Here is a 12,930-nt window from a genome sequence, read left to right as displayed (position 1 = left end):
CGGCAGTTGCCACGGACACGACCATGTTTCCCAGACTTCCGCCTGTTACCCAAGCCCTGCTGATCGGCAATGTGGCGGTGTTCCTGCTGCAGCAACTGCTGGGCGACGACACCTTCGCGCCTTTCATGCTGTGGCCGATCGGCGCTTTCGACGCGTTTTCGCCGGGACAGAATTTCCAGATCTGGCAGCTGCTGACCTATGGCTTCCTGCATGGCGGCTTCTCGCACCTGTTGTTCAACATGCTGGCGCTGTACATGTTCGGCGGCCCGTTGGAGCAGACCTGGGGCAACAAGCGCTTCCTGACCTACTACCTGGTGTGCGTGGCCGGCGCCGGCCTGTGCCAGCTGCTGGTGGGCTGGTGGACGGTCAGCAACGGCGGCGAGCCGTACCCGATCCTGGGCGCTTCCGGCGGCGTGTTCGGCCTGTTGCTGGCGTTCGGCATGCTGTTCCCGAACCAGCGAGTGATGCTGCTGTTCCCGCCGATCCCGATGAAGGCGCGCACCTTCGTGATCGTGTTCGGCGCGCTGGAGCTGGTGATGGGGTTCACTGGCTGGCAGCCGGGCGTGGCGCATTTCGCGCACCTGGGCGGCATGCTGTTCGGCTGGCTGCTGATCCGCTACTGGCGCGGCCAGCCGCCGTTCGGCAAGCGCAAGCCGCCGCGGCCGCGGATCGTGCGCTGAGGGGTATCGGCCTGCATCGACGGGCGCCGCTGCGGTGAGATGATCCGGCGTGCGCCGCGAACGATCCTGAGTGGCGATCCGACATAGCCCCACGCAAAGCGGCCACTTCCACTTCGGCAGTGATGTCTGCGATGCGCACTCAGCGCATTTCGAGGGTCGATGCATCCGTGCGCCGCAACTGAGCGAGCGTGCGTTCGAGCGCAGCGGGTAGTCCTTCGAGACGCATCGTCGCAGATGAGGGTGACTTTGCGCCGCGCCATCGGCTGATGGCGCGGCGCGTTGGCTTCGTCGCGCCGATGGTCGTTGCCAGGCGCCGCGAGGCTGGCGGAGTTTGCCGATCGCCATCGCCACAACGGACGACGGCGCGGTTGCCCGCGCCGTCGTGCCTGCACTGCTTAGCGAACTGCGGTTACGGCCAGACGCGGATCTGCTCGGCGTCGCTGCGCACCATCGGCTGGCCGGCCTTGCAGGTGAAGGCGGCGGCGAAGGAGGGCAGGTTGGCCAGCGGACCGTTGGCGCGCCAGCGGCCCGGCGCGTGCACGTCGGCGGTGACGCGCTGCACCGCTTCGTTCGGCGACAGCTGCTGCGCCCACAGGCCGGCCCAGGCCTTGTAGAACGCCTGCTTGCCGGCGTCGCCGGCGGCGGGCTGGGCGGCGGCATACGCCTGCCAGGCCAGTTCGACGCTGCCGATGTCGGTCAGGTCCTGTTCCTGGGTCAGCTGGCCGTTGACCTTGGCGCCCTTCACGCCGGGGAAGTCGTAGGCGCCGTACTGCGCCGCGGCGCGCGCGCTCAGTGCATTCCACGCGCTCTTGTCTTCCGGGGTCCACCAGCTGCGCAGTTCGCCCTTGGCGTCGACCTGGCTGCCCTTGCTGTCGATCGCGCCGATCAGTTCGTGCGCGACCAGCGCGCCGTAGCCGCCGTACAGCGCGGCGGCATCGCCGCCAGCGACGAACACCGGCGGCTGCAGCAGCGCGGCGGTGACGATCAGGCGGTTCTGGGCGAGGTCGTAGGTCAGCGCCGGCTGCTGCGGCAGCACGTCCCAGCGGCGGTCGGCGTTGCCCTTGCCGATGCGCTTCATTTCCTCGCGGTGGCGCCAGGTGGAGGCGATCAGCATATTGCCGCCGAAGCTGCCGCGGCCCATCGGCTGCACGCTGTAGTCCAGGTCGCGGCGCGGCGCGCCGACTTCGATCTTCAGCGCGGCCAGCTTGGCCTGCGCTTCGACGCGCGCCGACTCGCTCAGCCAGGTGTTGCGCTTGAGCGCGGCGATCTCGGTGTCGCGCACCTGGTCCGCGATGCTCTCGGCCTGGCGGCGGGTGTCGGCGTTGAGATAGCGCCCGACGTACTCGCGGCCCAGCATCGGGCCGGCGGCGACGTTGATCGCGTCCAGCACCTGCGACCAGCGCTGCGGCGGCAGGGTCTGGCCTTCCAGCACGCGGCCGCGGAACTCGAAGCTGGCGTCGCGGAAGCTCTTGGACAGGTACGGCGCCATCGCGTCGCCGACGCGCCAGCGCAGGTAGGCCTTCCATTGGTCGGGCTTGATGCTGACGATCATGCCGTCGAGCTGTTTGAACATGTCCGGGTCGGCCATCGACACCAGGTCGTCGTTGACGCCCTGCGCCTTCAGGAACGCGTCCAACTGCAGGTTGCGATACTGCTTGTTCAACTCCTTGGTGGAGATCGGCGCGTAGTTGTTGAACGGGTTGTTGATGCCGGCCAGCGACTTGGCGCTGCGCGCCAGCGCGGTCTCGATCTGCAGCACCGACTGGGTGTCGGCCTCGAGCTTGGCCGCCGGGGTGCCGGTCAGGGTCAGGATCTGCTTGACGTAGGCGCGGTAGCGGCCCATCAGCGCGACGGTGTCGGCGTCGGTGCGGGTGTAGAAGGCCGGGTCGGGCAGGCCCATGCCGCCCTGCATGAAGTAGCCGATGTGGCGGTCCAGCGCCTTCAGGTCGACGTCGGCGCCGAAGTTGAACGCCACCGGGATGCCGACCTGGTGCAGCGCGGCGATCGAGGCTGGCACTTCCTTGGCCTTCTTGATCGCGTCGATGCGGCTGAGCAGCGGCGCGATCGGGTTGGAGCCGTCCTTCTCCACCGCCGCTTCGTCCAGGCCGCTGGCCCAGAAATCGCCCAGCGCCTTCTGCACCGAATTCTGCGGCGACTGCATCGACGCATCGAGCAGGTCGCGCTGCTGTTGCTGCGCGCGCGCGGACAGCTGGCCCAATGCGGTGACCGCGCCGGTCTGCGGCAGCGGGTTGCTCTTCAGCCAGTCGGCGTTGGCGTAATCGTAGAAATCGGTGCAGGCGGCGCTGACGACGGGCGCCTTGGCGGCGGCGCGCTTCTTCTTGGGCGCGGCATCGGCGGTGGACGCCAGGGCGATCAGGCCGAGGGCGACAGCGAGGGCAAGCGGACGGGCATTGAGCATCGGGAGCGAATCCGGTCAGGATTAAAGTCGGCGGAGTTTAACAAGCTGCGGCCCGCAGCTGTGTCCCTGGCATGGCGCGGCTTTCCCCAACCTGTTCAGATGGATGCGCGGGCATGCGCCAGGCGGGCGTGGGGGTGTCGCCGCTGCGTCTCCCGCGCGATGCGCATGCGGCCCGGCGCGTACAGCGCGCAAAGAAAAGGCCCGGACATGCCGGGCCTTTTCGCGTTGCGGAGGAGCTGACGCGTTTACCAGATCACGACCTGCCTGTCGCCGGCGCGCACCATCGGCGACCCGGCCTTGCACTGGAACGCGGCGGCGAAGGCCGGCAGGTTCGACGGCGCGCCCATCGCGCGGAACTGCGCCGGGGCGTGCGGGTCGGTGGTCAGGCGCACCGCCGCGTTCTGCGGGGTGTACTTGGTGCGCCACACGGTGGCCCAGTTGAGGAAGAAGTTCTGGTCGCGGGTCATGCCGCCGACTTTCGGATCGTCCTTGCCCTCGGTGGCCTTCTTCATCGCGTCGTAGGCGGTGGACAGGCCGCCCAGGTCGGCGATGTTCTCGCCCAGGGTCAGCTTGCCGTTGACCGGCTTGCCGTCCACCTTGTACTCGTCGAACTGCTTGACCAGCTTGCCGGTGAGCCTGGCGAAGTTCTTGGCGTCGGCCGGCGTCCACCAGTTCTCGAAGTTGCCGGTCGGCCCGAAGCGCGCGCCCTGGTCGTCGTAGCCGTGGGTCATCTCGTGGCCGATCACCGCGCCGATGCCGCCGTAGTTGAACGCGTCGTCGGCAGTGGGATCGAAGAACGGCGGCTGCAGGATCGCGGCCGGGAACACGATCTCGTTCTGCAGCGGGTTGTAGTAGGCGTTGACCGTCTGCGGGGTCATGCCCCATTCGGTCTTGTCCACCGGCTTGCCGATCTTGCTCAGGTTGTACTTGTAGTTGAACGCGGTGGCGGCGCGCACGTTGTCCAGGTAGCTGTCGCGCTGCGTGCTCAGGCCGCTGTAGTCGCGCCACTTGTCCGGGTAGCCGATCTTCGGGGTGAAGGTCTCCCACTTGGCGATGGCCTTGGCCTTGGTCTCCGGGCTCATCCAGGTGACGTTCTCGATGCGCGCCTTCAGCGCCTGGCGCAGGTTGTCCACCAACTGCTGCATCTTGGCCTTGGCGTCGGCGGAGAAGGCGACCTTGACGTACATCTGGCCCATCGCCTCGCCGGCGCCGTCCTCGATGCTGCCGAGCACGCGCTTCCAGCGCGGCTTCATCTCGGCCTGGCCGTTGAGCTCCTTGCCGTAGAACGCGAAGCTCTCCTGCGCGAACGCGTCGCTCAGGTACGGCGCGGCGCTGTCCACGGTGTGGAAGCGCAGGTAGGCGCGCCACACCGACGGGTCGGTGTCGCCCAGCGCCTTGCTCACTTCCTCGTGGAACGCCGGGATCGCCAGCGAGAACTTCTCCGGCACCGCCACGCCCTGCGATTCGAAGAACTTGGTCCACGGGAAGTTCGGGGCCAGCTTGTCGGCCTCGGCCGGGGTCACCGGGTTGTAGGACAGCTCGGCATCGCGCGACATTTCCTCGCTGGACTTGGAGACCTTGGCCAGGCGCGTTTCCAGCGCCACCACGTCCTTGGCCTGCTTGGCCGCATCGGCGGCCGGCACGCCGGACAGCTCCAGCACCTTGGCCACGTGCGCCTGGTAGGCGTTGAGCTTGTCCTTCTTGTCGGCATCGAAGTAGTAGCCGCGGTCGGGCAGGCCCAGGCCGCCCTGCATCGCGTAGGCCATGTTCATCGAGGAGTTCTTGAAGTCGGCCTCGGCGCCGAAGCCGAACAGGCCGTTCTCGCCCTTGGCCGCGCTCTGGCGCAGGTACTCGGCCACCGCCGGGCCGTCCTTGAGGCCGTCGATCGCGGCCAGGTCGGTCTTCAGCGGCTCGATGCCCTGCGCGTTGACCTTGGCTTCGTCCATGCCCGAGGACCAGAAATCGCCGACGATCTTGTCCACGCCCTGCGCGTTGGCCGCAGCGGCGGCCTGCTCGGCCAGCTGGTGCTGCACGGCGACCGAGCGCTCGTCCAGGATCGAGAATGCGCCCCAGCTGCTGCGGTCCTTGGGGATTTCGTTGGCGGCCAGCCACTTGCCGTTGACGTAGCCGGCGAAGTCGCTGCAGGCCTCCTTGGTCGGATCCAGGTCGTTGGCGCTGAACGCGTTGTAGGCCGGCAGCTTGCTGGCGTCGAGCTTCAGCTCGGCCGGCGCAGCGGCAGGCGCTGGCGCGGCGGCCTCGGTCTTGGCGGTGTCGGCGGCGGGCGCCGCCGCGTCGGGCTTGTTGCAGCCGCTCAGGGCGGCGCTCACGGCCAGGGTCAACAACAGCATCTGGGGATTGCGAAAGGTCACTAGGAGGCTCCAAGCCAGCGTGGATACGGAATGGCCCGAGGGGCCGTGGCGAGACTGTACGCCGCTGCCCGGGGTTTCAGGGGTGTCGAAGGTCATGGGCCGGGTGCTGCGATCAGCCGGGGCGCGGCCGACTGGCCGCCGCTGCGCCGCGCGCGCAGGCCAGCGCACCCCTTTTCCCACCAGACCATGGCCCCTTTTCGGAGGAAGGTGCCGCGCAGCGGCGGATGATTGTCGGGGCGAAGCCTCGTGCTCCCAAATCCACGAGACGCTTCGCGCCGCACCCTCACCCCAACCCCTCTCCCGGGGGAGAGGGGCTTTATGATTTGCCGCTGCAGGGATGTGCGGGCTCTTGCGAGGGACTCGCATACTATCTACACGATGAAGCGCGAACCGTCCTGCGATGCCCTGATCGTCGGCGCCGGCCACAACGGCCTGGTCTGCGCCGCCTACCTCGCGCGCGCCGGCTGGAAGGTCACGGTGCTGGAGCGGCGCGGCGTGGTCGGCGGCGCTGCGGTCACCGAGGAATTCCACCCGGGCTTCCGCAATTCGGTGGCGTCCTACACGGTGTCGCTGCTGCAGCCGAAGGTGATCGCCGATCTGGACCTGGCCGCGCACGGGCTGCGCATCGTGCCGCGCCGCTGCAACAACTTCGTGCCGCTGCCCGACGACCGCTACCTGCTGGCAGGCGCCGGCATCACCCAGGCGCAGGTGGCGAAGTTCTCGCGGCGCGACGCCGAACGCCTGCCGGCCTACGAGGTGCGGCTGGAACGCATCGCCGACGTGCTGCGCGCGCTGGCGCTGCAGCCACCGCCGAACGTGACCGATGGCGGCTGGATGCAGGCGCTGCCGGAACTGTTGCGCGCCGGCCGCCTCGGCCGCCGCCTGCATGCGCTCGATCCCGGCCTGCGCCAGGAGCTGCTGGACCTGTTCACCATCTCCGCCGCCGAATACCTGGAGCGCTGGTTCGAGAGCGATCCGGTCAAGGCGCTGTTCGGTTTCGACGGCATCGTCGGCAACTACGCCAGCCCCTACACGCCGGGCTCGGCCTACGTGCTGCTGCACCATGTGTTCGGCGAGAGCAACGGGGTCAAGGGCGCCTGGGGCCACGCGCTTGGCGGCATGGGCGCGATCACCCAGGCGATGGCCAAGGCGGCGCTCGCGGCCGGCGCGCAGATCCGCACCGACGCCGGCGTGCGCGAGATCCTGGTCGAGGACGGGCGCGCGGTCGGTGTGGTCACCGAACACGGCGAACGCCTGCATGCGCGCCGGGTCGTCGCCAACGTCAATCCCAAGCTGCTGTACGAGCGCCTGCTCGACCCGGCGCACGTGCCGGCCGCCACCCGCGAGCGCATGGCGCAGTGGCGCTGCGGCTCGGGCACGTTCCGGATGAACGTGGCGCTGTCGCGGCTACCGCAGTTCCGCGCGTTGCCGGGGCAGGGCGACCATCTCACCGCCGGCATCATCCTGGCGCCGAGCCTGGATTACATGGACCGCGCCTACCGCGATGCGCGCGACCGCGGCTGGTCGCGCGATCCCATCGTCGAACTGCTGATCCCCAGCACCCTGGACGATTCGCTCGCGCCGCCCGGCCAGCACGTGGCCAGCCTGTTCTGCCAGCACGTGGCGCCGCAGTTGCCGGACGGGCGCAGTTGGGACGCGCACCGCGACGAAGTCGCCGAGCTGATGATCGCCACCGTCGAGCGCTACGCGCCGGGCTTCGCGGACTCGGTGCTGGGCCGGCAGGCGTTGACCCCGCTGGACCTGGAACGCACGTTCGGCCTGATCGGCGGCGACATCTTCCATGGCGCGCTGAGCCTCAACCAGTTGTTCAGCGCCCGCCCGATGCTCGGCCAGGCCAACTACCGCGGCGCGATTCCCGGCCTGTACCTGTGCGGTTCCGGCACCCACCCGGGCGGCGGCGTGACCGGCGCGCCAGGACACAATGCGGCGATGGCGCTGCTGGACGATGGGCGGCGCTGACTGAGCGCTGTGCCGCTTGCCGGCACCGCGATGCGGCGCATTCGTTTCACGGACGGGTGCGCCGCTGCCGCACATCGCGCCGCGTCGGTGCGCGGATCCGATGCGACATGGCGCAGGCATCCGCGCCAAGACCATCGTTCCGATCGCCGGGCATAATGGCTGGCCGTTCGCTCTAACCGTGGCGTCCTCGCCCCAGCGCCGGCTTCCTCCGACATCAGGCCCCTCCATGACCGAACAGGTTCAGCTCTACAACCAGGCTGTCGCCGCGCTCAACCAGCGCGACTGGGGCCAGGCGCAGCGGCTCGCGCAGCATCTTCTGCGCGCGTTGCCGCAACACGCCGGCGTGCAGTTCGTGGCCGGCGTGGCGGCGTTGGAACTGAAGCAGATGCAAGCTGCCGCGGCGCACCTGTATCAGGCGACGACGTTGAATCCGCAGCGTGCCGACTACGCGACGCAGCTGGCCAAGGTGCTGGCGATGGGGCGCTTCATGCAGGAGGCGCATCACTTCGCCGACCAGGCGATGGCGTTGCGGCCGGCCGACGCGCATACCCTGGACACGCTGGGCGTGGTCTACACCCAGGTCAACGAACACGTCGCCGCGCTGGACGCGTTCACCCAGGCGGTGCAGCTCGCGCCGCAACACGCCAGCTTTCGCTACAACCTCGGCACCTCGCTGCTGTTCTCCGGGCGCCTGCAGGAAGCCGAGCAGGAATACCGGGCCTGCCTGGCCCTGGAGCCGCGCTACTGGAAGGTCTATCTGTCGCTGTCGCAGTTGCGCAAGTGGAGCGCGGACGAGAACAACCTGGCCTTGCTGGAGCAGGCGCTGGCTTCTGCCGGCGACGCGCCGGAAGCGGTGCTGTATCTCAACCTGGCGCTGGCCAAGGAGCATGAGGATCTCGGCGACTACCATGCCGCGTTCCGTGGCTACGTGCAGGGCAAGGCGGTGCAGAAGCGCGCGCGCGGTTACACGTCCGAGCGCGATGCGGTGCTGTTCGAGGCGTTGCAGCAGGCCTTCCGCGCCGACGCTGCGCCTGCGCCGGGCTTCGACAGCGAAGAGCCGATCTTCGTGGTCGGCATGCCTCGCAGCGGCACCACCCTGGTGGACCGGATCCTGTCCAGCCATCCGCAGGTGCACTCGGCCGGCGAGCTGCAGAATTTCTCGGTGGCGCTCAAGCGCCTGGTGCGCACGCCATCGTCGGCGATTCTGGACGTGGCCACGCTGACCCAGCTGCAGGGGCTGGACTGGCGCGAACTCGGCCGCGCCTACGTCGAGTCCACCCGTCCCGGCACCGCCGCCAAGCCGCGGTTCGTGGACAAGCTGCCGCACAACTTCCTGTACGTGGGGCATATCGCGCGCGCGTTACCGAACGCGCGCATCGTCTGCCTGCGGCGCGATCCGATGGACACCTGCCTGAGCAACTTCCGTCAGCTGTTCGCGCTGTCCTCGCCGTACTACGACTATTCCTTCGACCTGATGGACGTCGGCCGCTATTACCTGATGTTCGAGCGTTTGATGGCGCATTGGCGCGCGTTGTTCCCGCAGCGTCTGCTGGAAATCGACTACGCGGACCTGGTGCTGGAGCAGGAGCCGACCACACGCCGTTTGCTGGAGTTCTGCGGCTTGCCGTGGGACGAGGCCTGCCTGCATTTCGAGCGCAACCAGGCGCCTGTGGCCACCGCCAGCGTGGTCCAGGTGCGCACCTCGATGACCCGTGCCTACATGGGGCGTTGGCAGCGCTACGGCGAGGATCTCGCCGAACTGAAACAGTTGCTGGATACGCAATCGCTCGAAGCGACGGGGCAAGGCAGCCGCTGAGGCGGCACGGATCTTCCGATAACGGATCGACCGAACGCCAGGGTCGCAGCATCGCGCGTGCGGCCGCGGGTCATTGCGGGCGCCAAAGCGGGTGCTTGCAGTCGCTGTCGCACATATCCCGCCAGCAGGCGCCACGCATAAAAAAAGCCCACCCTCGCGGGTGGGCTTTGGTGTCGCTTCAGGCTCGATTACTTGCCGAACGAATAACGCATTTCCAGGTAGTACGCGCGGCCGTATGCATCGTAGTTGTACGCGTTGTACGGCGAAGTCGCGCTGCCCGGGTAGGACGCGTCGAAGGGCGGCATCTTGTTGAACACGTTGGTGAGCATCAGCGACAGCTCCATGCCCTCGAACGCCGTGTAGGTGACGCTGGCGTTGTGGGTGATGTGCGACGGCAGCTTGCCGGCGCGCGGCGCATCGTAACCGGCGGTGCTGAGATTTGCCGCGTAGTTCGGGGTCTTGTCGAACCAGCTGGCGTACCAGGTGGTCGCGAAGTCGCCGATTTCCCAGGTCAGCGAGGCATCGGCCTTGCGCTTCGGATCCGTGCTCCAGTACGGATTGTTGAGCATGTCGATCGGTTCGTCACCAGCATACTGGGTGTATTCGTGGCTGATTTTCTGCGTGTAGCTGACCACCGAGCTGAGGTCGCCCCAACGTCCGAAGTCGTAGCCGTAGCGGAACGAGGCCACGGCCATTTCCAGCTTCTGATTGGAGACGTTGATCTTCGGCGTATAGATCCCGGTGATCTGACCGGCTGCGTTGCGGGTGACCTGCGCCATCGCGCTGGTGCACAGCGCCGAGCTGATGTCGTCGATGCCGGCGCGGCAGCGATAATCCTGCAGGCTCAGCGCGTCGGCGCTCTGCTGGGTGACTTCATCGCTGATGTCCCAGTTGAGGTAGTCGAAGGTCAGTGCCATGCGGTCGACCGGCGACCACACGAAGCCTGCGCTCCACACATCGGCGTTGATCGGCTTCAGGCCGAGGTTGCCGGACTGCGTGCCCCGGAACTGGCGGCTGGAGTAGGCGGCCGGGCAGTTGTCGGTGTTGCCCGGCAAGTAGCCGCGCTGCGCGCACTGGTAGTAGTCGACCACCGAGTTGTAGTAGCCGCTCTCGCCCTGGAACTGGTCGGACAGGGTCGGCGCGCGGAACGCGGTGCCGTACTTGCCGCGCAGCAGCAGCGACTGGAACGGACGGTATTCCAGCGCGACGCTGTAGGTCGGCTTGTCGACGGTGGTGCCGCTGGCCTTGAACGCGTCGTAGCGGCCGGCCAGGGTGATGGTCAGCGGCTCGAACACCGGCATGCGCAGTTCCGAGGTCAGCGCGTAGCGGTCGCGGTCGCCGCCGCCGGCCACCGAGGTCAGGCCCCACACTTCGCCGTTGAGGATCTCCGGCGCCGGATCGTAGTCCCACTTCTGCTTGCCGTATTCGCCGACCACGGCCAGGCCCGCGTCGCCGCCGGGCAGGGTGAACAGCTTGGCGTTGGTCAGCTGCAGGCGCAGCATGCCGTCGGAGGTCTTGCTCTTGTTGGTCGCATGGCCGGTGAAGCTGGCGAATTCTTCCGGCGTGATCGGCGAGTAGAACGCCGCGTAGTTGGGGGTGTAGACCGGATAGGCGTTGTAGATCGGATCCAGGCCCTGCTGCGGTCCCAGCACCTTGTTGATGAAGAACTGGTCGATCGGGTCCTTGAAGCGGACAAGGCTGCGCTCTTCCAGCTTGTACTGGGTATAGGTGACGCCGGCGTCGTAGTCCCAGCTGGACTGGCCGAGCGTGCCCTGCGCACCGAAGGTGACGCGGACCGACTCGCTGGTGTCGCGGCTCATCGTGTCGTTGAAGCCGTTCGGGCCGACTTCCTCAGGCGCGAACGAGCGCTGCAGGTTGACCAGGTCGTCCAGGTTCGGATCGTAGTAATAGCCGAAGTCGGAAGCGGTGCCCCACCACAGATAGCTGCCGCCGGAGTTGTACTTGACCTGGTCCTTGCTGTAGAGCACGTCGCCGTACAGCTGCACGTTGTCGTTGAGGTCGAAGGTGCCGTGCACGTACGCCTGCAGCGACTTTTGGCCGTTGTCCAGGGTGCGGTAGCCCGGGGTGTACTTGGAACCGCAGTAGTACTCGTCGCCGAAGCCCGGGCGCTGCTGCAGCGCCATGGTGCCGCCGAACAGGCCGGAAACGTTGCCGCAGTTGGCCGGGTCGAGGAACTTGTAGCTGGTGAACGGGCTGTACACCAGGAAGTCGCGGCTGATCAGCGGCGCGCTGTAGCCCTGCGTGTTGTACTGCTTGGTCAGGCCGCGATCGTAGGCCCAGATCGGATCCTTCTCTTCGTACTGCACGCCGCCGAGCACGGAGGTGCGGCCGTCGGCGGAGGTCCAGCCGTCGGCGAAGGTGGCGCGGAAGTTGCTGCCGCCGCCTTCGGAGAAGCCGCCGCCGCGGATGCTGAACACCGCGCCGTCCATCTTCTTCTTGAGGATGACGTTGATCACGCCGGCGATCGCGTCGGAGCCGTACAGCGACGACTGGCCACCCGGCAGGATCTCGATGCGGTCGACCAGGTCGATCGGAATGCCGCTGATGTTGTTGAAGGTGTCGCTGCCGTTGTACAGCGCCGGGTAGTTCGACATCGGCCGGCCGTCGATCAGGTACTTCACGTAGCCCGGCGACAGGCCGAACAGGCTGACCGTCTTCGCGCCCTGGGTGAAGGTGCCGGAGCTCTGGCCACCCTGCACCGCGCCGGTCGCGAACGAGCTCTTCTGCAGCACATCGGCCACCGAATTGAAGCCACGGGCCTTGATGTCTTCGGCGGTGATGGTGGTGATCGGCGTGGCGGTCTCGATCTCGCTCTGCGGGATCAGCGAGCCGGTGACCGTGACCTTCTCAAGGTCGGTGGCCTTGGTGTCGGTGCTGTCCTGCGCGAAGGCGCTGAACGCGGCCGGCACGACCATGGCGGTCACCAACGCCGCGCTCAGGCGGCTGTGCTTGAAACTACGTGTCTGACGAGCAGTCATTTATCTCTATCCCCGGAAATCAATAAAGAAAAGGCGAGGGGCGTCGTGCCACGACATATGCCTTGAAATCGGTTCCGCATCCATGCGAGCAACCCAAACGTAACATGAACTTAACGCCATTTGTACAGCCGTGTCACCTTTTTCGTCTACAGGGTCGATCTGCGCCTATCTGGCAGCAAACGCCCGCCAAACGTGGCGTTGTATGCCCGTGGCGACACCTTTCACGCTGCTTTGCACCATTCGGGGGCGTGGCATCGGCCATATAACTGAATAGGCATTTGTGATAACGCGGCAATTTGCCGGAGGGCCCACAAACCGGGCATCCGGCGACTTGGCGCGGCCTCGCCAATGATGGTGGTCCTGCACCAATTCGGTGAGCGTGCTTCGCCATAATGGGGCGCGATGATCGGTACAGAGGTCCATAGCGTGGCGCGCTTGCCGGCCGACGCTACGTCTTGGCGGAAGACCGATGTCCCATGCTTGGGTCGCCGGCTCGCTGGCCGAGGCTGCGATTGCGCGCTGCCGAGACGGGATTGCGCTGGCGCAACGTCGCGCGGCTGCCTGGCGGCTGCACCGACATGGAGGGCACGCCGCACTTGTATAGTCATGCCCCAATTCGATCCGTTGCGACGCCCTCCCGACAGACGGCGCTCGCCGCTGCCATCCC

Annotated in this window: 6 protein-coding genes; 3 read left to right on the top strand and 3 right to left on the bottom strand. The window is 67.3% G+C overall.

Translation table 11 applies throughout. The annotated features are described in order from the left end of the window. Positions 1-23: 23 nt before the first annotated feature. Entirely contained in the window at positions 24-680 is a 657-nt protein-coding gene (locus HEP74_RS13540) for a rhomboid family intramembrane serine protease (RefSeq protein ID WP_185813317.1), read from the top strand. A 409-nt stretch (positions 681-1,089) separates the two neighbouring features. On the opposite strand, the gene HEP74_RS13535 is transcribed toward HEP74_RS13540, so the two are convergent. Next, complete coding sequence (locus tag HEP74_RS13535) at positions 1,090-3,099, bottom strand: M13 family metallopeptidase (protein ID WP_185813316.1); 2,010 nt, start codon at positions 3,097-3,099, stop codon at positions 1,090-1,092. A 245-nt stretch (positions 3,100-3,344) separates the two neighbouring features. Further along, the gene (locus HEP74_RS13530; RefSeq protein ID WP_185813315.1) at positions 3,345-5,447 is read right to left on the bottom strand and encodes a M13 family metallopeptidase; all 2,103 of its coding nucleotides are present in this window, start codon (positions 5,445-5,447) and stop codon (positions 3,345-3,347) included. A gap of 399 nt (positions 5,448-5,846) precedes the next feature. Here HEP74_RS13530 and HEP74_RS13525 point away from each other — a divergent pair, with 399 nt between their 5' ends. Together HEP74_RS13525 and HEP74_RS13520 are read left to right on the top strand one after the other, a co-directional pair. Next, complete coding sequence (locus HEP74_RS13525; RefSeq protein WP_185813314.1) at positions 5,847-7,448, top strand: phytoene desaturase family protein; 1,602 nt, start codon at positions 5,847-5,849, stop codon at positions 7,446-7,448. Between the two features lie 226 nt (positions 7,449-7,674). Beyond that, positions 7,675-9,264: a tetratricopeptide repeat-containing sulfotransferase family protein gene (locus tag HEP74_RS13520; protein WP_185813313.1), complete on the top strand. Its 1,590-nt coding sequence runs from the start codon at positions 7,675-7,677 to the stop codon at positions 9,262-9,264. 188 nt (positions 9,265-9,452) lie between these two features. Here HEP74_RS13520 and HEP74_RS13515 read toward each other — a convergent pair whose 3' ends face one another. Then, complete coding sequence (locus tag HEP74_RS13515; protein ID WP_185816630.1) at positions 9,453-12,200, bottom strand: TonB-dependent receptor domain-containing protein; 2,748 nt, start codon at positions 12,198-12,200, stop codon at positions 9,453-9,455. Positions 12,201-12,930 lie beyond the last annotated feature (730 nt).

It is taken from the genome of Xanthomonas sp. SS (assembly GCF_014236835.1).
GTDB lineage: Bacteria > Pseudomonadota > Gammaproteobacteria > Xanthomonadales > Xanthomonadaceae > Xanthomonas_A.
This window is presented reverse-complemented; position numbering and strand designations above follow the sequence as displayed.

What these genes read in the sequence shown, in the direction of transcription:
- HEP74_RS13520 (WP_185813313.1), top strand. Translation starts at nt 7,675, where the DNA reads ATGACCGAACAGGTTCAGCTCTACAACCAGGCTGTCGCCGCGCTCAAC.
- HEP74_RS13535 (WP_185813316.1), bottom strand. Translation starts at nt 3,099, where the DNA reads ATGCTCAATGCCCGTCCGCTTGCCCTCGCTGTCGCCCTCGGCCTGATC.
- HEP74_RS13525 (WP_185813314.1), top strand. Translation starts at nt 5,847, where the DNA reads ATGAAGCGCGAACCGTCCTGCGATGCCCTGATCGTCGGCGCCGGCCAC.
- HEP74_RS13540 (WP_185813317.1), top strand. Translation starts at nt 24, where the DNA reads ATGTTTCCCAGACTTCCGCCTGTTACCCAAGCCCTGCTGATCGGCAAT.
- HEP74_RS13515 (WP_185816630.1), bottom strand. Translation starts at nt 12,200, where the DNA reads ATGGTCGTGCCGGCCGCGTTCAGCGCCTTCGCGCAGGACAGCACCGAC.
- HEP74_RS13530 (WP_185813315.1), bottom strand. Translation starts at nt 5,447, where the DNA reads ATGCTGTTGTTGACCCTGGCCGTGAGCGCCGCCCTGAGCGGCTGCAAC.